This window comes from Onishia taeanensis, from assembly GCF_003268885.1.
GTDB lineage: Bacteria > Pseudomonadota > Gammaproteobacteria > Pseudomonadales > Halomonadaceae > Onishia > Onishia taeanensis_A.
In genome coordinates this window covers 104,114-125,377 of sequence record NZ_QLSX01000008.1, presented here as the reverse complement: position 1 = coordinate 125,377, position 21,264 = coordinate 104,114, and the positions used below count along the sequence as shown (strand labels likewise).

The window sequence follows — 21,264 nt, the reverse complement described above, 5'->3', positions numbered from 1 at the left end:
CCACGGCGCCGTTAAAAGTTTTCCAGTCTCCATACCTCATAGGCCGGCTCCTCATAGGGGTGGGCCTTCTTGAGGGCCGCCACGGCGTCGCGGATCAGCGCGTCCTGGCACACCAGCTCTATCTTTACCTCTTCGACAAGCGAAAGATCGCCGACGCGGCCGATATGCGGGTCGGCGCCGCTCAGCGGGCGAAACTGGCCGATGCCCGACGTCTGAAAGCAGCAGGCTTCATAGTCACCGATGCGTCCGGCACCGCTTGAGAAGACGGCCTCTTTCACGGTTTCGGCCGCCTCGGTGGGGGCGAAGAAGGCGAGCTTGTACATGGCTCTCTCCCTGATGGATGGGGGAATGACAAAAAAAACTTGTGCGATCGGAACTAATTGTCCAGCCTTTGTACAAATAGGTTGTGTGGTACAGGGCTGGCGCGACCCTCTCGCGTCTCGAAGGCCGCCTCGGGTGACTACTTGAGTGAAGCGGTAAGCGCTCAAGGTCAACGTCTTTCCTCAGGTACGTCCTACAGGAGTAAGTTCCATGAAAGCCATCGCAGTCGCAGCACCCCAGTGGATGGGCATCGGTCTGGTTGGCATGATGCTCGCCGGTACGGTACAGGCGGATGATCATGGTATGGCCCAGGCCGACATCGTCGACACCGCCATCGAAGCCGGTCAGTTCGACACTCTCGTGGCCGCGGTAAAGGCCGCTGGCCTTGTTGACACTCTCAAAGGAGAGGGACCGTTCACGGTATTCGCCCCTACCGACGACGCCTTCGCTGCCTTGCCGGAAGGTACTCTCGACACCCTGCTGATGCCGGAAAACAAGGATCAGCTGCAAGCCGTGCTGACCTACCATGTGGTACCCGGCAAGATCATGGCGGAAGACGCCATGGCCGCCAGCTCCGCTACCACCGTTCAGGGACAGGATCTGACCATCACCACCATGGACGGTAAGGTGATGATCAATGATGCCACCGTGACTGCTGCCGATGTGATGGCCAGTAACGGCGTCATCCATGTGATCGACAAGGTCCTGATCCCCGAGTAAGGCGACGATGCCTGAGCTGATGTCCGCATTCGTCGCTGCATGAGTTTCAGGGTTCTTCGAGCGACCTGCTCCTGGCTAGCCCGACACCATCCCGTCGCGCCCCCTGTACCGCCTCCCCCGGGAGGCGGTATTTTTGTGCCTGTGCGTATACAGCATTGATGGAGACATCATTCACCTGGCTGGAGATGAGCATGGACGATCGACTGACCGCGCTGCTTGAGCGTCTGGATCTCGAGCCGAGCGGGGCTCTATCGCCCCTCAGCGGCGGTGATATTGCCGAGGTGGCGCGTCTCGAGACCCGGCAGGGCGCGATAGTGGTCAAACGTGACGATTCTGAGCGCCTGGCTGGCGAGGCTGAGGGGCTCAACGCGCTGCGAAATGCCCTGACTGGCAGTCCCCTGCGGGTGCCCAGGGTGCTCGGCCAGGAAGGCCCCTGGCTGCTGATGGAAGCGCTGAACCCCGCATCGCACGATGGCGTCAACAAGGTTGCCAGAAAGGGCGACAGCGATACCGCGCTGGGCGAGGGGTTGCGCACGCTGCACGGTGTGACCCTTGAAGCCCACGGCTGGCCGCGGGACAACGCCTGCGGCCGTACGCCTCAGCCCAATGCCCGGCTTGACGACGGTCGCGCCTTCCAGCGTGAGCGCCGTTTGAAGCCCCTGGCGGCCGCCTGCCATGAGCATGGGCTGCTTGATCAGCGACTGCGAGCACGATTGGAAGACGTGGCCGAGCGGCTCGAGGACTGGTTGCCCGACGCCCCGGCAAGCCTCGTTCATGGCGATCTGTGGTCGGGCAACGTGATGCATACCGACCACGGCCCGGCGCTTATCGACCCGGCGGTGTATGCCCATTACCCGGAGGTGGATCTGGCCATGCTGACGCTGTTTGGTTCGCCCTCGGCGGCCTTCTTCGAGGCCTACTGGAACGGAAACCGCCCCGGCGATTGGCCGAGGCGGGAAGCCCTGTTCCAGCTCTATCCGCTGCTGAATCATCTGCTGATGTTCGGTGGCAGCTACCGGGGCGCCGTGGAGCGGGCCCTGGCACGCGTCGAGCAGGGCTAGGGGGCGGCGAAAGTAGTTCCAAACGTGGCATGGCCGCAGAAGAACCGGGTGTTGACCCTCTTAACGCTTGGTTTCATTTGCTTATCCTGCGCTTTAGCCAGTCGCGACCGCGCTGCCACCAATGCCGCTCTGATGGTGCCCTGGTGCCCCCGGTGTGGCGCAGGAAGTCGGCGAGGGGGGCGACCTGGCTGGGGCGATCGAGCATCGGCGCGTGGCCGCAGCCCGGCACTTCCAGACTGACAAGCGCCGGCTGCTCCTGTCGCATGCGCTCGATGCTCTCGTGGGCAAGCAGCGGCGAGCTTGCGCCGCGAATCACCATCAGCGGGCATTGAATGGCGCGCCAGTCGGCCCAGGTGTCGCGTGGCGTGTCATGGATGAATTGCTCGCCAATGCGCGGATCGTAATGGTAGGTCCAACTGCCGTCCGGCAGGCGCCGAGCGCTGTCCAGCGCCAGCTGTCGCCAGGCAGCGTCGCTGTCGATGCCAAAACCCGCGTAGTGTTCGCGCAGTTCGGCTTCCAGGTCGCCGAAGTGGACGAAGCGATGCATGGCGCCGAAGTAGGTCGCGAGACTCGACAGGCCGTCCGGGTCCAGCTCGGGGCCGACATCGTTGAGCACCAGGCACTCGATGCGCGAGGCGGTGGTGGGCTCGGCGGCGAGCAGCATGCCCAGCAGCCCGCCCATCGAAGTGCCTACCCAAGGCACCCGCTCAAGCTCGAAGTGGTCGAGCAGGGCCACGGCGACTTGCTGGTAGTGCTCATACAGATAGTCATGGGCGGGGTAGAGCGACCAGCTGGACAGGCCGCGTCCCGGCGTGTCAGGGGCCAGTACGCGCCACTCGGGGCCCAGCTCGCGCGCCAGGGCCGCAAAATCGCCGCCGTGACGGGCCAGCCCGTGCCAGGCTACCAGCGTGCGTGGGGCATCGGGATTCCAGATGCGCACCGCGATCTGCAGTGCCCTGACCTTGACCAGTTCCAGGCGATCCATAGTGCTACCTTTTGACGTGGGGCAGAGGTATGTGGTGTAGAGGTATGTGGTGTAGAGGTATGTGGCGAAGAGTCATGCCGTGCCCTGCGTTGCAGCCGGCAAAGGCGCGTCGGCTTGCGGGGCGTTATGCTGCCATGCAGCATAGACTACAACATCGAGAGGCAGACGCCATGATGGTGAGTGAGATGGATAGCTGACGTCGCCTGGGGCGTCCTGGAGAGCGGCTTGAGGCTCATGAGCCCGTTCATGAGCCCGTCGAGGCGCAGTTTTCCAGCAGGAGGCCGGATATTGATAGGCAGGCTCAATCATGGTCGAAAAAAGGAATAATCATTAGCCTGCTAGTATACATACACGCATGTAGCTATAATGCTCGCCAATTGACATAAGCGTGAACCGTCGTTTCTGGCATGATGTCTGGCGACGGAGAGGGGGGACGAGTGATAGCGCTTCCCCCTATGCTATATCTGCCTCCATCTTCCCTTGACCAAGGAAAGCTCATGCCGCTCATCACTGATCTCTCTGCATCCGGCAGGCGCCTGACTCGGCGGGCCATCATGCTGCCCCTGGCGATGTCCATTGCTCTGGCAAGTCAGGCTCAGGGCGCTGACCTGCTGGGTATCGCAAGCGATGCCCTGGAAAACGATGCCAGCCTTGCCTCAGCGCGAGCCAGCCTGAAAAGCACCCAGGAAAGCCGTGACGTGGCCGGTGGTGACCTGCTGCCGCAGATCAATGCCTCTGCCGAGTTGGCGAATAACCGCACCTACGACAGCCAGCAGTCGACCATATCGGGTGCGGGCGTCAGCCAGAGCGCGGATGATGACTACAACAGTGGCAGCCTGGCCCTCGATGCCAGCCAGGCCCTGTATGACGCGGCCAATGCACGGGAAGTCGATCAGGCCGAGAACCAGATCGATCAGGAGAGACTGTCGTTGATTGCCAGCGAGCAGCAGCTGTTGTTCGATGCGTCGACCGCGTATTTCGAGATCCTGCGTGCCAATGACATCCTCGCCGCCCGTCGGGCTCAGGAACGCGCGATCTCGCGCCAGCTGGAGCAGGCCCGTGAGCAGTTCGAGGTCGGCCTGATCGCGATCACCGACGTCGAGGAGGCCCGCGCCAGCTTCGACCAGGCCCGGGCCGAGCGCATCACCGCCCAGAGCGATCTGGAGGTCAGCTTCGAGGAACTCGAACGCCTGACCGGCAAGCGTTACCAGAGCATCCAGAGCCTCACCGAAGACCTGCCGGTCGAGCTGCCGACGCCTGCTGAACGTGATGCATGGGTCGATATGGCCCTCGAGGAAAGTCCGCTGCTGAAAAGCGCCATGGCGGCAGTCGACGTCTCACGCTCAAGCGTCGATATCTCCAAGGCAGCTCGTCTGCCGGTGGTAGAGGCCTTTGCTGCCTACAACTATGCCGACAGCGATCGCGATCAGGTCGAGGGCCATGATTCATCCAGTCAGCTCGGCGTGCGCGCGAGCCTGCCGCTGTATACCGGCGGCTCGACCAGCGCCCAGATTCGCCAAAGCACCTACACACTGGCGGCCAGTCAGTATGATGCCGAGGCGCAGCGCCGCTTGACCATCCAGCAGGTACGCTCGCTTTACACCCAGGTGCGCAACGATGTCGCCACCGTGGAGGCGCGCCGTCAGGCGGTGGTCTCCAACCGCAGCGCTCTGGACGCGACCCGTTCGGGCTATGAGGTCGGTACCCGCAACATCGTCGATGTCCTGGCGGCCGAACAGAACCTCTATGACGCTATCTCCAACCTGGCCGAGGCGCGCTATGACTATGTGCTCGACAAGCTCGAGCTGCGCCAGCAGGCCGGCACCCTGGATGTCGAGGTGATTCGCGAGCTGAATGCTCAGCTCAGCGCCGATCAGGCCGTGCTGCTGGAAGTCAGCGAGGACGGCGGCGGCTCCTACGATTCCATGAGGGATATCGGCGAGCGTCCGCAACCCGACGCCTGAGCCATGACCGCCGCCCCGTCGGGCGGCGGTTTCTTGTCGGGCTGGCCATCCGCCCTTGTCACCCACCAGTGACCCCTTCGCTGGCGCGTATTGCACGACGGGTGAGTCAAGAGCCAGTCCATAAGAGCCAGTCCATAAGAGCCAGTGACAAGAACTGGTCATTTACACGCTAGCCACCCACCGTCATACCCCCATTGCCCCGGACCTGAGTCTGCATTCAGGCCCGTTTCGCATCGTCAATATCCGTACATGTATGGATGTTTAATATCGGGCATCGACGGTGGTGGACAAGCCACGCATTGATTTCATCATTCGAGCGGGAGACAGACATGCAGAACAACGCAAACGCGATGCGCCCTTGGCGACTGGCGCTGCTCGGCCTGGGGCTTGCCGGTCTCATGGCCGGCTGCGGCAGCGAGTCGGGCGGCCAGGCGCAGGCAGCGGGCAGTGACCAGGCGGCACCTGCGACGCCCGGCCAGGTCATGAGCGTCGAGCGTCGTGATATCGCGCTCGACAAGTCCTATCCCTCGCTGCTCAGCAGCGAGAACGAGGTCACCGTCGTGGCGCGGGTCAGCGGTCTTCTGGAGGCGCGTCAGTTCGAGCCCGGCGACCGGGTCGAGAAGGGCGACAGCCTCTATACCATCGAGCCGGCCACCTATCAGGCGTCGGTGCGTAGCGCCGAAGCCGACCTCAAGAGTGCCAAGGCCGAGCGGGAGCGCGCCCAGCGCGACGCCGACCGCTACCAGCGCCTGCTGAACCAGAACTCGGTGAGCCGTCAGGATTACGACGATGCCCTGGCGGATCTGCAGGTGGCACGCGCCACCGTGGCGCAGAACGAAGCCGCGCTGGACAGTGCGCGCATCGATCTCAATTACACCGACGTCGAGGCGCCGGTGAGCGGAGCGATAAGCCTGAGCGAGATCAACGTGGGCAACCTGGTGGATCCCGGCACGGAGCTTGCCACCATCACCCCGCTGGACCCTCTCGAGGTGCGCTTCCAACTGCCCCAGACGGATGCCCTGGCGCTGCGCCGTCAGCGTGACGACAAGGAAGCGCCGATCGGCGCCACTCTGTCGCGTCCCGCCGAGCAGGGCAATGCCGCGCAAAGCCTTGACGGCAAGCTCGACTTCCTGGGTAGCCGGGTCAGCGAGAGCACCAGCACCGTGGAGGCGCGGGCGATGTTCGACAACCCTGAGGGCAGCTTCCTGCCGGGTCAGTTCGTGCGTATCTCGCTTGCCGGCCTCAAGCGCTATGACGTGCTGGCGGTTCCTGAGATTGCCGTGACCGAGGGGCTGATGGGCCCGCAGGTGTTCGTGCTGGATGACGACAACAAGGCCCGTGCGCGCACCGTCGAACTCGGTGAAACCGCCGGCCACTGGCTGATCATCAAGAGCGGTCTGGAAACCGGTGAGCGAGTGCTGGCCAGCGACCCGGGCGGTATCCAGCCCGGCACCACGATCGAACCCCAGCCCTTCGACGGCGACGCAGCAAGCGGGAGCTGATCCATGACGTTTTCCGATTTCTTCATCCGGCGGCCGGTGTTTGCCACCGTGCTCTCGGTGATCATTGCCCTGGTGGGCATCATGGCGCTTCGTGTGCTGCCCATCGAGCAGTATCCGAGCGTGGTGCCGCCGACGGTCTCGGTCAAGGCCACCTACCCGGGCGCCGATGCCGACACGGTATCGCAGACCGTGGCCGCCCCGCTTGCCGAGGCGATCAATGGCGTCGAGGACATGCTCTACATGAACTCGACCACTGCCGATAACGGCTCGCTCTCCATGAGCATCGCCTTTGCCATCGGCTCGGACGGCGATACCAACACCATCAACGTCAACAACCGCGTTCAGCAGACGTTGTCGCAGCTGCCCGAGTCGGTACAGGCGCAAGGGGTGACGGTCGAACTTAGCTCCAGCAGCATCCTGATGGTGCTGGGCCTGACCTCGCCGCAGAACGACTACGGCAAGATCTACATGCAGAACTACGCGACCCTCAACCTCCTCGACGAGCTGCGCCAGGTGCCTGGCGTGGGCAGCGCCGAGGTGCTGGGGGGTGGCGAGTTCGCGATGCGCATCTGGCTCAACCCGGACAAGCTGGCCGAGTACGACATGACCCCGGCCGAGGTGGCCGATGCGGTCAGTTCGCAGAATACCGAGGTAGCGGCAGGGGGCCTGGCCAAGACGCCGCAGGGCGAGTCACGGGCCTATAGCTATACCATTACCGCCCCCGGCCGTATGAGCAACGCCGATCAGTTTCGCGACATCATCCTGCGTACCAATCCGGACGGCTCGGCGCTGCGCCTGGATGACGTCGCGCGCATCGAACTGGGGGCATCCTCCTACAATATTGATGCGCGTCTGAACGGCGGCACCATGACGCCGATCATGATCAACCAGCAGCCCGGCGCCAATGCCCTGGAAACGGCCAAGCATGTGGTCGCCACCATGGACCGTCTCAAGGAGCGCTTCCCGCCGGGGCTCGACTATGAAGTGCCCTACGACACCACGCTGTTCATCGATGCCTCGGTGACCACCGTGGAGCACACCTTCATCGAGGCGTTCCTGATCGTCGCGGCGATCGTGCTGATTTTCCTGCAGAACTGGCGGACCACCGCCATCGCCCTGTCGGTAGTACCGGTCTCGGTGGTGGGCACCTTTGCTGGGCTTTACCTGTTTGGCTTCTCGATCAACCTGCTATCGCTGTTCGCGCTGGTACTGGCGATAGGCATCGTGGTCGATGATGCCATCCTGGTGGTGGAGAACGTCGAGCGTATTCTCGAAGAAGATCCCAACATCAAGATCCTGGCCGCATCAAGTCGGGCGATGAAGGAGGTCGGTGGCCCGGTTATCGCCACCTCGCTGATCATGGCGGCGGTATTCGTGCCGGTTGCCTTCCTCGGTGGCTTCACCGGGCAGATCTATCAGCAGTTCGCCTTGACCATCGCGGTGTCGGTGGCGATCTCGGCGGTGGTGGCGCTGACATTCACCCCGGCGATGTGCGCGATCTTCGTGCGCCACAAGTCTCGTCATCCGCGCTCCAAGCTCGTCAGAGGCCTGACCGCACCGCTGCGGGCTTTCGATCGCACCTTCGCCGCTGTTACCCGGGCTTACCTTTGGCTGGTGGACTTGCTGATCAAGCGCTGGGTGTTGGCGCTGGCGCTAGGGGTCGCTACCTGCGTGGGTTCCTACGCCCTTTATGAGCGGACTCCGACCTCGCTGGTACCGGAGACCGACCAGGGCATGGTGCTGGCCAGCGTGTCGCTGCCTGAGGCTGCCTCGCTTCAGCGGACCCAAGACTACATGGCCGAGCTCAGCGATAAGATCGAAGCGGTGCCCGCGGTGCGTTACGTGGCCGCGGTGGCGGGTTACGACATGCTGTCCAGCGCCGTCAACAGCGCCCGCGGTATCATGTTCATCGCCATGGAGCCCTGGGCCGAGCGCGACATCAGTGCCACGCAGTTGATCGGGCAGATCATGAAGTTCGGCGGCAGTATCGATGGCGGCAAGACCATGGCCTTCAACCTGCCGCCGATCATCGGGCTGTCGACCACCGGCGGCTTTACCGGCTATCTGCAGTCCTATGATGGCGCGGATGCCAACGAGCTCTACCAGGCCTCGATGAAGGTGATGCAGGCGGCCAATCAACGCCCCGAACTCAACCGGGTGTTCACCACCTACAACGCCAATGTGCCGTCCTATCGCGCCGATATCGATCGTGAGAAGGCGCTGAGCTATGGCGTGTCGTTGGATGATCTCTACACCACCCTGTCGAATACGCTGGGCAGTGGCTTCGTGAACTACTTCTCGTATCGTAGCCGCAACTTCCAGGTCTACATGCAGAACGAATCGGAATTCCGTCAGACGCCGGACGCTTTGGATCAGATCTTCGTGCGTGGCGGTGATGGCAAGCGTATTCCGCTTTCCGCGTTCGTGACCCTGGAGCGTCAGTCGACGGCCTCGGTGATGACCCGCTTCAACGTCTATCCAGCGGCGCAGTTCCAGGGCGGTCCGGCAACGGGCTATAGCTCCGGTCAGGCGGTCCAGGCCATGCAGGAGGTGGTTCAGGACACCCTCGGCGACGGTTGGGGCATGGGCTGGACCGGTACGGCCTATCAGGAAACCAACGCCGGCAGCGCGGCTACCCTCGCTGTCGTGTTCGGTATCATCATGATTCTGCTGATCCTGGCGGCCCAGTACGAAAGCTGGTCCCTGCCGCTGGCGGTGATTACAGCGGTGCCCTTTGCCTTCCTGGGCGCCATCGGCGGTATCGTGCTGCGCGGGCTGGATATCAGCATTTATGTCGAGATCGGCATGCTGGTAGTGGTCGGCCTTGCCGCCAAGAACGCCATCATGATCGTCGAATTCGCCGAACTGCAGCGCAAGGAGCACGGCAAGTCGATCCGGGAGGCGGCGATGATCGCGTCCGAGCTGCGTTTCCGGCCAATCGTGATGACCTCGCTGGCCTTCATCTTCGGCACCTTGCCGCTGGCCACCGCTACCGGTGCCAGTGACACCAGCAGCCATCACATCGGGACCACCGTCGCGGTGGGCATGGCCTCGGTGGCCGTGTTGGCGAGCCTGTTCGTGCCAACCTACTATGCGATGATCGCCAACATCCAGCAGTGGCTGGCCGACAAGCGTGGCAAGCACCATGACGAGGCGTCGCTAGAGCAGTCGCACGACTGACCGCGTCGCATCACGTCACGACAAGGCCGCTTCCCCTCGGGGAAGCGGCCTTTTTTGTGTGACGGCTAACCTGGCGAGTCAGGAATGGCTGCCTGCCCTTGCGGATCACGGCCGACAGTCGCGGCTACGGTCAATCAGTGACAAGCGGTGTGAGCGCACACGTCATTGCGCGCAGGAAGGCGGTAAGTGACGACAAGCTTAGCTACGACCGGCTCAGGAAGGGAGCGCACCCGGTGCCGTGGACGCGTCGCCTGGGGCGTTACGCGACAGCAGATCAAACAGGCTGTCGATAATGACCCGACCCCGCTCGGCCAGCGAATATTCCTCGGGCGTGCGCAGCCAGTCCTGAATCATTCCGCCGATGGTGTACTCCATCAGCTGGGCGGCGTGGACGGCATTGATATGGGGGGCCAGTTGGCCGGACTGCTCGGCCATTTCGAAATGGCGCAGCATCGAGCAATAGCAGTCCTCAGCCATCTTATGCTGCATCTGCAGCGGGTTGATGTCGCTGAAGAATTCGCAGCGATGCAGGATGATCGACAGCACCCGACGATGGCGGGGCTGTTCAATGCGAATGAAGGCGTGCCGCAGCGTCAGGCGAATGGTATCAAGCGGCGTACGTCCTTGCTGCGGTGACTCGAGTTCGCGAGTCAGCTCCTCGAAGGGCAGATGCACCCGGTCACTCATGGCGTGAAAAAGATCCGCCTTATTCTTGAAATGCCAATAGACGGCGCCGCGGGTCATGCCCGCGTGGCGAGCGATCTGCTCGAGGGTGGTTCGGGCAACGCCTTTATCGAAGAAGACATCTTCGGCGGCATCCAGCAGTGCCTCGCGGGTCGCTTCGGCGTCGGCTTTGGTCTTTCGGGCCATAAGGAAGACAGCGTTGATTATCACGGTAAATGTAGGGCTATTCTAGCGCAATAAGCGCCCACTTACATGCATGCATGTATGCATCTATCGTCTTAGCCAAGCGGCGGCAGGCTCGTCAGAAGGGTCATGAAGGCGTATAACGTCATTCATCAGAAAACACTGTTTTCAAAGCTGAACCCGACCAGGGCCGCGTTCGCATGATGCGCTGGACTCTTACTCTCCACACGGTTCTCGCTCGATTGCCTCGATTGCCACAAGGAAGCTTTGCTCATGGCTCGTGCCCCCTTTGAACTCGCCGGTGTCAGAGTGGCCCCCGGCGCCCGCGCGCAGATCGATGTGCCGGTGGCCAAGCTCTACACCCATGCGCCGCTGCATATCCCCGTCGAGGTGGTGCACGGCCGCCAGCCCGGCCCCACACTGCTGGTCTGTGGCGCCATCCACGGCGACGAGATCAACGGCGTCGAGATCGTGCGCCGGCTACTGCGCTCGAAGGGCCTGCAGGGGCTGCGTGGCACGCTGATCGCAGTGCCCATCGTCAACGTATTCGGCTTCGTGCAGCACAGCCGCTATCTGCCCGACCGTCGCGACCTCAACCGCTGTTTCCCTGGCAGCGAGTCCGGCTCTTTGGGCTCGCGAGTGGCGGCGCTGTTCCGCGAAGAGATCGTCGATCAGGCCACCCATATCATCGACCTGCACACCGGTGCCATTCATCGCACCAACCTGCCGCAGATCCGCGCTCAGCTGACACCGGATAGCGAAACCGAGGCCATCGCCATGGCCTTCGGCGTGCCGGTGATTCTCAATGCCGAGTTGCGCGAGGGAAGCCTGCGCCACTATGCGCAGTCCCGCGGTATGCCGGTGCTGACCTACGAGGCGGGCGAGGCGCTGCGCTTCGATGAGTGGGCGATCGCGCCCGGCGTGCGTGGCGTGCGCCGGGTGATGCGCGCGATCGGTATGCTGGCCAATGACCGTCGCCGCGCCACGCCTCGCCAGGCGGAGGTCGCCAATGGCTCGAGCTGGGCGCGGGCGCCGATCGACGGCATCTTGAGGCCCAAGGTGCGCCTTGGTACTCGAGTCGCCAAGGGGGAGGTGCTGGGCAAGGTTGCCGATCCGTTCGGCAACTCGGAAGAAGATGTGCTGGCGCCGGCCGATGGTATCGTCATCGGCATGGGTAACCTGCCGCTCGCCAATGAGGGCGAGGCGCTTTTTCACGTGGCGCGCTTTGATGCCATCGAGGAAGCCGAAAACGCCGTCGAGACCTTCCAGTCGGATTACGATCCGGCCCCGGAAGGCATGTCATAGGCTATTTGTATCATAACCTCTTCATGTCATAGGTTCTTCTTATTATTATAGTCCCTTGATGACATAGCCCTCGGGGCTTTTTAGCCCCTCAGGCCGGCTGGGCCAGACGCTCTTCAGACACCAGTGACAACGCTTCGTCGAAGACCTCTAGGCCGGCGCCGTCTCGGTGGGCGTTTTCAGAGAGGTGACGGCGGAAGCGTCGGCCGCCTGGGCAGCCCTGGAAGAGTCCCAACAGGTGGCGGGTGATGTGGTTGAGCTTGGCGCCCTCCGCAAGCCGCATGGCGATGTAGGGGCGGAAGGCCCGGGCCGCATCGTGGCGACTGGTGGCCGGCCCCTGCTTGCCGTAAATCGCCTCATCGACACCGGCCAGCAGCCAGGGGTTCTGGTAAGCCTCGCGGCCGAGCATCACGCTGTCGACCCGTTCGAGGTGTTCTCGGCACTCATCCAGCGTCTTGATGCCGCCGTTGATGCCAATGTGAAGCTCGGGACGTTGCTGCTTCAAACGGTGTACGCGGCCGTAGTTGAGCGGCGGCACGTCGCGGTTCTCTTTCGGCGACAGGCCTTCGAGCCAGGCCTTGCGGGCATGCAGTGTGAACACCTCGCAGCCGGCGGCGGCGACCTCGTCGATGAAGCGCTCGAGATCCGCGTCCTCATCCTGATCGTCGATGCCGATGCGGCATTTCACCGTCACCGGGATCGACACCGCCGCCTGCATCGCCTTGACCGCTGACGCCACCTTGTCTGGATGCCCCATCAGGCAAGCCCCGATGAGATTGTTCTGCACCCGGTCGCTGGGGCAGCCAACGTTCAGGTTAACCTCGTCATAGCCCCATTCCTCGGCGATCGCCGCGCACTCGGCGAGCTCGCCGGCATCGCTGCCGCCCAGCTGCAGCGCCAGCGGATGTTCGACGGCCTCATAGCCCAGAAAGCGCTTGCGCGGGCTGCCGTGCAGGATGGCGCCGGTGGTGACCATCTCGGTATACAGCAGGGCATGACGGCTCAGCGTGCGAGCGAAGGCCCGGTAGTCGCGAGTCGTCCAATCCATCATGGGCGCGACGGAGAAGGTGCGATCCAGAGGTGCGGGGGGCGAGGTCGCGTTGGCCAGGTCAGTCATAACGTTGCAGTGCCGTGGTGATGCCCGGTGATCGGCGCCACGCCGCGTGTTCGCAGGTGTCTCGCCTGGGCCGAAGGGCAGGGGCTTGGTCAGAGTCGGTGCGACGAGCGCACCCTGAAAAGGGGCGTATTCTCCCATAACTGCTTGCCGGGTGCATGTGGCCATCGACAGCGGATGGCTGCAGCCACTCGCGCGCTCCGCTCTAGTGGGCATCCAGCCTCAGAAAAGCGCTTAGACCAAGTGATTTGGTCAAGTGGGTTAGGTGATGTAAGTGCTTTTGCGGGGGCATCTGGCATGAGTGTATCGAGAGCACATATATGCGGGGTTCAACCTCAACGATGAAAACGGTGCGTCGTTAATCGCACCTACGACTGCATGGTCTGCAAGAGTTACGTTAGACGTTAGTGCCGCACTCTAATGATAATCAAATCGTTGAGCGTTGCTGTCTTTTCGCACTGAGCTTCTCACACTGAACTTCTCGAACAAAACTTTCTGCACATAACCTGGAGCACCGCCCCGCCCTGCGTCTGGAGCATTGGCCTATCAGAGGCGCTCAATGTCTACCAGGTGGCCAATGATGGGATAGCCCGCCTTCTTGGCGGCTTCTTCCGCTTCCATCTGCGCTTCCAGGCGAGAAATGCTGCTTGAGCGATGTTCGAAGATGGTATCGAGTTCGAGGCGCTTAGTACGCACGGCGAGTTTGACCAAGTGGCCCGTCTTGTAGGATTCAACCTGTTCCTTGGTTGGGCGCTGCGTCTTGCGTGGCTTGGTATCCGGGGCCGGGGTCTTGTTGGCGGCTTGTGCCTGGCGCTTGGCTTTTTCTTTCTCGCTGTTGTCTTGGAATGCGTCAATCTCGCGACGCATGCTCTCTTCAAATTCGCTTAGATTAGTCATCATGATAGTGCTGTTCCTAATAATATGGTTGCCATCCTTTAATCGGATGATGGCAGTTGTGACAATGCGTTAACTTTTTAAATGCTCGGTTCTGTAAAAAAGTTGCTCGCAAGATGTAACTTGGCGAACAGCTTTAATGAAGTTGAGCGGCACGTGACAAGCAATCAGTCTTTCTTGTCGGTGGCTTCGATCATTCAGGCGAATACATCAATCCACTGGCCTGTGTGCCTGTCTCAATGCTTCCCTCGGACAAGGCTTGGTCACTTCAATCGAGTGCCCTTAATGACCACTACGTAGGTGAACGACGTAGGTGAGCATTGCTGCGACCATCGGGCAGTGAAAGCTCTGATATGCGCATGGGGCCATGGGGCATCGAGGTGATGAAACCGACGACAGGTGTTGCGGCGCTGATTGCTCGCCTGTGGCCTAGCGGCCAAAAATTGTCGATATTCAGCTGAAGATACATGACCCTTAGCGCTTTGGCTACTATTGGCTCCAGGTCTGCCCTCATGGCCTGAATAGGCTGTCGGAGCCCTTTTCTGGTGGCCATAAGGAGCCAGCCCCCGACGGCACGATCGTCTTCACTATCACCGCCGCCCTCAGGTCTTCCATTGTGAAAGGTCGTGTCGAGAGGGCGATGATTCGAGCGTGGTTACAGCTTGCCGGTCAGGAACTGAGCTTCACCCATGCCAAAGCTCCAGTCGGCGTCTCCATTCTCGGTAATAGAAACCATCAGGTCCTGAGATGAAATACCGCACTCGGATTCCAGCCGTTCGGCGAGTAGAGCGTAGAGTCGTTCTTTCTGGTGCTGCGTTCTAGGTTTGCTGACGATGCTGATCATCACCAGGTTGTCGCTTCTGCTGAACCCGAGACCGGTGTCCTCGACGATCAGTTCGTTAGGCTCGTGCTGGTGCACGATCTGATAGCGGTCCGTTGCCGGCACCTCGAATGCTTCCAGCATGGCCGCATGGGCGGTATCCAGCATGGTCCTCAGCGCTTTCTCGTCGCGCCCTTTGACCACATCGAAACGTAATAGCGGCACGGTTAGTCCCTCTGGCAGTCGCCTGATGGCATTCCAGCATGCCTGAAGGCATGCGCAGAATGATGAAGAGTGGATGACTATTTGCGTGCTAAAGAAATGGGGCTTGCCGAGGTTTTTTTAAAGGCCAGTGGCGGCGAAAGAGGTCGGCAACAGATAACGTGCACCTCGCTGATAGTGTCAGGCACTGCAGCATGACAGTGAGTTGGGGGCGCCGTTCGAAGCGATAACAGGCCTGTAGGCAGTAGATTGGCTGTGTGTGCCGTTGGTGCTTGTGCTAGGACTATTCATACGGCTTGCGCAACCGCGGGCCGGTCGCTGAAGGGAATGACATGAGTCAACGCACTGCGGCCCTCGAGGCCCTCCGAAACGACCTGATCGCCCGTATCGAGCGCTATCAGGCCAGCAAGCAGCGCTCAGAAGGCGCGCTGGACAAGGATATGGAAGACCAGTCTATCGAGCTTGAGAATAGTGAGGTGGTCGACTCTCTGGAGAACGAGGCCGAAGCTGAACTCAGGCAGGTCATGCATGCTCTCGAGCGGGTCGAGGCGGGAGAAGGGGAGCGCTGCGAGCGCTGTGGCACCACCATTGATGACAAGCGGTTAGCGGCGCTGCCTTATACCACGCGCTGCATGAACTGCGCCGAGCAGCTACCCGGCGTCTGATGTTCTATCGCCGAGCCGGAGCAGGCTTTCTCATCCGGCTGGCACCTGCCATGTTTTACTTTCTGCCATGCGAACTATCATGCTCGCGATGACGGACTGCAGGCGTCAGAATGAGGCACAGCAAATGGGCGATAGAGGCAAGCATGCGTGATGGTGCCAGCAAGACGATAACTCTGAAGAGGGCATGGCCTTGGCATTGGCGGCCTGGCGTACTCTGTGTCGCATCACTGTTGATGCTTGTCGGTTGCGAAGGAGGCTCGGCTCCGCCGTCCGAAGAGGGAACCCAGGGGACATCTTCCGCTCAGGCTCAGACATCATCATCGGTGCCAGCAGGGGCGTCCACATCGTCAATTGAAAAGCCGGAAGCGTTGACCGAGCCCGTCACTGTGACCGTGACGACGCAGCTGACCAAGGCGCGGCGTCTCGAGGTGACGGGGCGCACCAACCTGCCGGACCGGACCCAACTGCTGGTGGTGCTGGAGCGCGAGGCCAGCGGCGTCAACTGGCAGGTGCGTACCGAAGCCCGTGACGGACTTTTCACCGCCGGGCCGCTGGGCCCGGGCAGCGGGCTGGTCGCCGGGCGCTATCTGATTCGCGTGTCGATGCCGGCGGCCGACGTGCAGCCGCCGGCGGTCAAGGCGCGCATCGGCGCAAGCGGCGAGCATCTGACCGGGCCCTTGGTCGCACGCTCGCCGCATGGGCTTGGCAACGTCATCGAGTATCGCCAGGAGTATCTGTTCGATCAGTAGCGTCCCGTGGGAGCGTCAGTCCAATGGGACACGGCCTGGGGTTGCCCGTAAGTGGCTAGAAAGTTGCCAGGAGGTAGCTTGAAAGTAGTTAGGAGGTTGCTACCAGGTCGCTAGTAAAAGAAAGCCGCGAGTCCTTCCCGAGATGAGAGGTCTTCGGTCGAGGGTAGAAGGCGAGAGTCGTGTCGAAGAGGAAAAGGCTGGCGGATAACTGGCGGATAAAAAAGAAATGCGTGCCGGTCTTGCCGGTCACGCAAAAAAGAAATGCACTGAAGGCGACATCCAGGCGATGGCGGGATTGCCTGCGCCTGATGACGTTGACGTGGCCAAGGAGGTGATTTGGGCCTGCCTTGAACACGCCTGAGCAGTATAGGGAGTCGGCCTTTGCGGAATAAGTGGGTACAATCGAAAACTAGTGTTTCCAATTTGGAAACACTAGCTCGAACGTATCGCTAAGGAGCCGACGATGGCAGTACTCGATGCACTCAGGGTCTTCGTCGAGGTGGTGAGAGCGGGCAGTTTCACCGCTGCCTCGCGTCGCTTGGGGATTTCCAAGTCCATGGCTTCCAAGCGTGTGGCGGCACTGGAAGATGAGCTGGGGGTCAACCTGCTGCATCGTTCGACCCGCTCGCTGCACCTCACCGAAGCGGGGCAGATCTATTACGAACACGGCCTGCGCATCCGCGAGGAGCTGGATGCCGCCGAGGCGCAGGTACAGTCGGTCACGGCAAGGCCGCGTGGCCAGCTCAAGGTCAGTGCCCAGGTCAGTTTCGGCTTCATGTATCTGGCAGAGCCGACCACCGCCTTCATGCGACGCTATCCTGACGTCGCGGTGGAGATCCTGCTCGAGGATCAGCGCTTCGAGCCCATCGACGACGCCGTCGATCTGGCCATCCGCATGGGACCGCTGCCGCCTTCTAGTCTGGTTTCGCGTCCGCTGTGCAAGGTGGTCTATGGCCTCTATGCGGCGCCGGAGTATCTGGCGAGGGTCACCGACCCTGTGCATCCCCAGGACATTCGCGACCACGACACCATCTTCTACGGCAACTATGACCTGGGCGCGCATTGGCGCTTTTCACTCAATGGCCAGCCGCTGGACATCGAGCCCCACTCACGGCTTGTCATCAACAACCTGCTGGGGGTGGTAGAGGCGGCCAAGGCCGGTTTCGGCCTTGCCTACCTGCCGACCTTCGCCGCCCGTTCGGCGGTGGCCGAAGGGCGGCTGGTGCCGCTGCTGCAGCCCTACTGGAACGAGCATGGCAGCATGCTAGTGCTGTTTCGCTCCCGAAAGTACCTGCCGGACAAGACCCGCGCCTACCTGGATTTCATCACCGACTGGTTTCGTGAAAACCTGGTGCTGTAATAGCCACCCGGCCGATCATCGAGGGTCCGTAAGCAGATGCTCCAAGCAAATGCGCTTACCAGGGGATCGGCTCTCCGGCCCAGTCCCAAAAGCTGCCGCTGTCGGCGGGGGTGCGGGCATCCATTACCTCGAGTAGCCGTTCGGCCACGAAGGTAGGCGTGAACAGCTTGCCTTCGGGCACCCGAGCCTGGAAGGGCTTGGATAGCGCGGTATCGGTGGTCCCCGGGTGCAGGCTTAGCAGGATGGCCTGCTTGTTGAGACGCCTGAGTTCGACGCTTGCGCCCTTCAGCAGCATGTTGTGGGCCGCCTTGCTGGCGCGATAGGCGTACCAGCCGCCGAGGCCGTTGTCGCCGATTGAGCCGACCCGCGCCGAAAGGCTGGCGAAGATGGTGGGATGCTTGCCCTTGAGCGACGGCGTCAGTGCCTGAAGCAGCATCGCCGGTGTGGCCGCATTGATGTGATAGAGATGCTCGAGGGCAGCGAAGCTTAGCTCATCGAGTTTCTTCTCGGGGGCGATCCCGCGTTGTTCGTCGTGCAGGGTGCCGATGGCATTGAAGACGAGGTGCACGGGGGTGCCAGCAAGGTGGTCCGCCAGCGCGTCGAGGCCTTGGTCGGTGGTGACGTCCAGTGCCAGGTGGGTGAGGCGCGGGTCGTCATGGTCAGGCGTCTGGCGTGAAACGGCGATCACGCATCCCAGGCGCGGGCTTTCAAGCAGCGCCTCGAGCATGGCCCGGCCGATGCCGCCGCCAGCGCCGGTGATCACGGCCGTGAAGTTATCGGGAAGATGTTTGAGCATGGGCGCGTCCTTGTCGTTGTCCTTGTCATGGTGGAGCTCAAGAGAGCCAAGTCGAGCCGGTGGGGCTATGGACTCGGCGAGGCGCGAATGATTCCCGGCTGATGGGGGACGAGGGAGTGCGTATAATGCCCCACCAGGTTTCAACCACCCATGGATCGATCGACATGACCGTACGTACCCGCATCGCGCCGTCCCCCACCGGCGATCCCCACGTGGGCACCGCCTACATCGCACTGTTCAACCTGTGCTTCGCCCGCGCTCACGGTGGCCAGTTCATCCTGCGCATCGAAGATACCGACCGCGAACGCTCCACCGCAGAATCCGAGCAGATGATTCTCGATTCCCTGCAATGGCTGGGTCTGGATTGGGACGAGGGCCCGGATGTCGGCGGCCCCCATGGCCCCTACCGGCAAAGCGAGCGCGGTGATATCTATGCCGAGCACGCCCGTCAGCTGCTCGAAGCGGGACATGCCTTCAAATGCTACCGCACCAGTGAAGAGCTCGACGAGCTGCGCGAGTCGCGCAAGGCCGCCGGTCAGCACATGGCGCTCAAACCGGCCGACCTGGCACTGCCCGCCGAGGAGCATGCGCGTCGCGAGGCCGAGGGCTGGCCCTATGTGGTACGCATGAACGTGCCCGGCGAAGGGACCTGCGTGGTCGAGGACATGCTGCGTGGCACTATTGAGGTCGAGTGGACCCAGGTCGATGCGCAGATCCTGCTCAAGTCCGACGGCATGCCGACCTACCATCTGGCCAATGTGGTCGACGACCACCTGATGGGGATCACCCATGTGCTGCGCGGCGAAGAGTGGATCAACTCAGCGCCCAAGCATCAGCTGCTGTATGAGTATTTCGGCTGGCCGATGCCGACCCTCTGCCACATGCCGCTGCTGCGCAATCCGGACAAGTCGAAGCTCTCCAAGCGCAAGAACCCAACCTCGATCAACTATTATCGTCGCATGGGTTTCCTGCCACAGGCCGTCACCAACTACCTGGGTCGCATGGGCTGGTCGATGCCCGACGAGCGCGAGAAATTCACCCTCGACGAGATGATGGCGCACTTCGATGTGCAGCGTGTGTCCCTCGGCGGCCCGGTTTTCGACTTGGAGAAGCTGACCTGGCTCAACGGCGTCTATATCCGCGAGGATCTGGACGATGCGGCCCTACTGCAGGCGCTGCGCGACTGGGCCTTCAACGAAGACTATGTCCGCGAGATCCTGCCTCAGGTGCGCCCCCGGGTGGATACCCTGTCCCAGGTAATGCCGCTGGCCGGGCACTTCTTCTCGGGTCTGCCGGCCATCGATGAGTCGAGCTTTTCAAGCGTTAAGCTCGAGCGTGATGAGCTGGTCAAGCTGCTGCAGTTCTTGGTCTGGCGCCTCGAGGGCGTGACCCGCTGGGACAAGGAGTCGCTGCTTGCTGAGGTCAAACTGCTGGGCGAGCACTTCGAGCTCAAGATGAAGGCCTTCCTGGCGCCGGTGTTCATCGCGATCACCGGCTCGGCGACTTCCACCTCGGTGATGGATGCCATGGCCATCCTCGGCTCCGACATGACTCGCGCGCGTTTGCGCCACGCCATCGCGGTGCTCGGGGGCGTGTCGAAGAAGCAGGCCAAGCGCCTCGAGAAGGAATTCCGCGAGCTATAGGTCGCTACGATAAAGTTGCCGAAGTATATTGACGAGAGCGGGGCGCATCAGTAATATACGCCTCGTTCTCGAGAGACACGGGGCCTTAGCTCAGCTGGGAGAGCGCAACACTGGCAGTGTTGAGGTCAGCGGTTCGATCCCGCTAGGCTCCACCAATCTCGTCCGAAATTCTCATTTCGGAAAAAGAACGGGTTACAATGCGTCCCATTCGTCTAGTGGTCCAGGACACTGCCCTTTCACGGCAGTGACAGGGGTTCGAACCCCCTATGGGACGCCACCCGATTCTCCTACAGCAGTTGTCAGCATAAGAGACCAGACGCCCGAGGCGTCTTTTTTTGTCGCTGTCATTCCGTCTGATCCCCCTTCTATTGAACTTGACCTACACCGTTCTGGTGACTTCGGGTCATGTCCGCTCCGCTATAGCCGATTCTGGCGTCATCCGCCGATTTGGCCTTCTTGATACTTGACATGGGCGCCGAGTTGTCCACGTCCCCTTTGTCGCCGCTTCGTCTTGTGCATAATTCTTGTACTCGTCAACCCCTGTCACGCAATTTTAAATAAAAGCATTAAAATCAACAAGTTACTATTGGTCAAAAAATAATCAATCTGAGCGTAACCCCCCTGTCATGGTGGCTGCTGGCAGTTTTCTCAAGGTTTTAAACAGACTTATCCACAGAAAGTGTGGAAAACGCGATGAGGCCTGTAAACAGCTGGGGTACCAAGGCCAACGGCAGGCAAAAACCAGTGTCCATCGTGCCCTCCGATCGACCCCAAAGCAGGAATTGCCGGTATGAGGCTTCGACAAACCTTGTGCAGTAAGCAAGGGTAAATCCCCCGCTGTTCCTGTTTCATGCCTTGCGTTCTGTCAGGCGTCGCGGCCTGTATCGAATGCCAGCGTGAGGCCTTGTCGGGATGTCGGTGGCTTCCAGGCTGAGCCTTTCCATGTTGGGTCGGTTCATGGTGAGTCGTTATATGGTGAGTCGTTATATGGTGAGTCGCGCCATGCCGAGGCTGACGATGCCGATAGGGGGGAGATATTGCGGGGCGGATGGGGTGACAAGTCGGCCCGGGGAGCGCCCGGGCCTTGGGTGGAAGCGTC

At 61.5% G+C, this 21,264-nt stretch carries 18 protein-coding genes and 2 tRNA genes; 13 read left to right on the top strand and 7 right to left on the bottom strand.

All coding sequences use genetic code 11. The features are described from left to right. Positions 1 to 11: 11 nt before the first annotated feature. Positions 12 to 323, bottom strand: coding sequence for an NGG1p interacting factor NIF3 (locus tag BCL93_RS12005; protein ID WP_112055512.1), 312 nt, complete (start codon positions 321 to 323; stop codon positions 12 to 14). 208 nt (positions 324 to 531) lie between these two features. On the opposite strand from BCL93_RS12005, the gene BCL93_RS12000 reads away from it, so the two are divergent. Both BCL93_RS12000 and BCL93_RS11995 read left to right on the top strand, forming a co-directional pair. Further along, complete coding sequence (locus BCL93_RS12000; RefSeq protein ID WP_112055511.1) at positions 532 to 1,041, top strand: fasciclin domain-containing protein; 510 nt, start codon at positions 532 to 534, stop codon at positions 1,039 to 1,041. 191 nt (positions 1,042 to 1,232) lie between these two features. After that, complete coding sequence (locus BCL93_RS11995) at positions 1,233 to 2,102, top strand: fructosamine kinase family protein (protein ID WP_112055577.1); 870 nt, start codon at positions 1,233 to 1,235, stop codon at positions 2,100 to 2,102. Between the two features lie 73 nt (positions 2,103 to 2,175). Here BCL93_RS11995 and BCL93_RS11990 read toward each other — a convergent pair whose 3' ends face one another. Continuing rightward, on the bottom strand, positions 2,176 to 3,087 hold the full coding sequence (locus BCL93_RS11990; RefSeq protein WP_112055510.1) for an alpha/beta fold hydrolase: 912 nt from the start codon (positions 3,085 to 3,087) through the stop codon (positions 2,176 to 2,178). A 497-nt stretch (positions 3,088 to 3,584) separates the two neighbouring features. Here BCL93_RS11990 and BCL93_RS11985 point away from each other — a divergent pair, with 497 nt between their 5' ends. From BCL93_RS11985 to BCL93_RS11975, 3 genes are all read left to right on the top strand, one after another. Then, positions 3,585 to 5,051, top strand: a complete 1,467-nt coding sequence (locus BCL93_RS11985) for a TolC family outer membrane protein (protein WP_112055509.1) — start codon at positions 3,585 to 3,587, stop codon at positions 5,049 to 5,051. 329 nt (positions 5,052 to 5,380) lie between these two features. Next, on the top strand, positions 5,381 to 6,553 hold the full coding sequence (locus tag BCL93_RS11980) for an efflux RND transporter periplasmic adaptor subunit (RefSeq protein ID WP_258396484.1): 1,173 nt from the start codon (positions 5,381 to 5,383) through the stop codon (positions 6,551 to 6,553). Between the two features lie 3 nt (positions 6,554 to 6,556). Then, on the top strand, positions 6,557 to 9,733 hold the full coding sequence (locus BCL93_RS11975; protein WP_112055508.1) for an efflux RND transporter permease subunit: 3,177 nt from the start codon (positions 6,557 to 6,559) through the stop codon (positions 9,731 to 9,733). A 213-nt stretch (positions 9,734 to 9,946) separates the two neighbouring features. On the opposite strand, the gene BCL93_RS11970 is transcribed toward BCL93_RS11975, so the two are convergent. Further along, a complete protein-coding gene (locus tag BCL93_RS11970) occupies positions 9,947 to 10,603 on the bottom strand; it encodes a TetR family transcriptional regulator (protein ID WP_112055507.1) in 657 nt (218 codons plus the stop codon). 270 nt (positions 10,604 to 10,873) lie between these two features. Between BCL93_RS11970 and BCL93_RS11965 the strand changes: the two genes are divergently transcribed. Continuing rightward, complete coding sequence (locus BCL93_RS11965; protein ID WP_112055506.1) at positions 10,874 to 11,905, top strand: succinylglutamate desuccinylase/aspartoacylase family protein; 1,032 nt, start codon at positions 10,874 to 10,876, stop codon at positions 11,903 to 11,905. An 88-nt stretch (positions 11,906 to 11,993) separates the two neighbouring features. Here the strand turns inward: BCL93_RS11965 and dusA are convergent, their stop codons facing one another. The 3 genes from dusA to BCL93_RS11950 form a co-directional block, all read right to left on the bottom strand. After that, positions 11,994 to 13,019: a tRNA dihydrouridine(20/20a) synthase DusA gene (dusA, locus tag BCL93_RS11960; protein ID WP_112055505.1), complete on the bottom strand. Its 1,026-nt coding sequence runs from the start codon at positions 13,017 to 13,019 to the stop codon at positions 11,994 to 11,996. A gap of 543 nt (positions 13,020 to 13,562) precedes the next feature. Continuing rightward, complete coding sequence (locus tag BCL93_RS11955; RefSeq protein WP_112055504.1) at positions 13,563 to 13,916, bottom strand: hypothetical protein; 354 nt, start codon at positions 13,914 to 13,916, stop codon at positions 13,563 to 13,565. A 649-nt stretch (positions 13,917 to 14,565) separates the two neighbouring features. Further along, positions 14,566 to 14,955, bottom strand: coding sequence for a tautomerase family protein (locus BCL93_RS11950; protein ID WP_112055503.1), 390 nt, complete (start codon positions 14,953 to 14,955; stop codon positions 14,566 to 14,568). Between the two features lie 329 nt (positions 14,956 to 15,284). Here BCL93_RS11950 and BCL93_RS11945 point away from each other — a divergent pair, with 329 nt between their 5' ends. From BCL93_RS11945 to BCL93_RS11935, 4 genes are all read left to right on the top strand, one after another. Further along, on the top strand, positions 15,285 to 15,617 hold the full coding sequence (locus BCL93_RS11945; RefSeq protein ID WP_112055502.1) for a TraR/DksA family transcriptional regulator: 333 nt from the start codon (positions 15,285 to 15,287) through the stop codon (positions 15,615 to 15,617). A gap of 386 nt (positions 15,618 to 16,003) precedes the next feature. Continuing rightward, the gene (locus BCL93_RS11940; RefSeq protein ID WP_146742489.1) at positions 16,004 to 16,366 is read left to right on the top strand and encodes a hypothetical protein; all 363 of its coding nucleotides are present in this window, start codon (positions 16,004 to 16,006) and stop codon (positions 16,364 to 16,366) included. A gap of 226 nt (positions 16,367 to 16,592) precedes the next feature. After that, positions 16,593 to 16,727: a hypothetical protein gene (locus BCL93_RS17500; protein WP_258396483.1), complete on the top strand. Its 135-nt coding sequence runs from the start codon at positions 16,593 to 16,595 to the stop codon at positions 16,725 to 16,727. Between the two features lie 102 nt (positions 16,728 to 16,829). Continuing rightward, complete coding sequence (locus tag BCL93_RS11935; protein ID WP_112055500.1) at positions 16,830 to 17,726, top strand: LysR family transcriptional regulator; 897 nt, start codon at positions 16,830 to 16,832, stop codon at positions 17,724 to 17,726. Between the two features lie 55 nt (positions 17,727 to 17,781). Here BCL93_RS11935 and BCL93_RS11930 read toward each other — a convergent pair whose 3' ends face one another. Next, complete coding sequence (locus BCL93_RS11930; protein WP_112055499.1) at positions 17,782 to 18,522, bottom strand: SDR family NAD(P)-dependent oxidoreductase; 741 nt, start codon at positions 18,520 to 18,522, stop codon at positions 17,782 to 17,784. A gap of 164 nt (positions 18,523 to 18,686) precedes the next feature. Here BCL93_RS11930 and gltX point away from each other — a divergent pair, with 164 nt between their 5' ends. From gltX to BCL93_RS11915, 3 genes are all read left to right on the top strand, one after another. Continuing rightward, entirely contained in the window at positions 18,687 to 20,165 is a 1,479-nt protein-coding gene (gltX, locus tag BCL93_RS11925; RefSeq protein ID WP_112055575.1) for a glutamate--tRNA ligase, read from the top strand. Between the two features lie 79 nt (positions 20,166 to 20,244). Then, positions 20,245 to 20,320, top strand: a tRNA-Ala gene (locus BCL93_RS11920). A 46-nt stretch (positions 20,321 to 20,366) separates the two neighbouring features. Further along, a tRNA-Glu gene (locus BCL93_RS11915) sits at positions 20,367 to 20,442 on the top strand. The last annotated feature ends 822 nt before the right edge of the window (positions 20,443 to 21,264 follow it).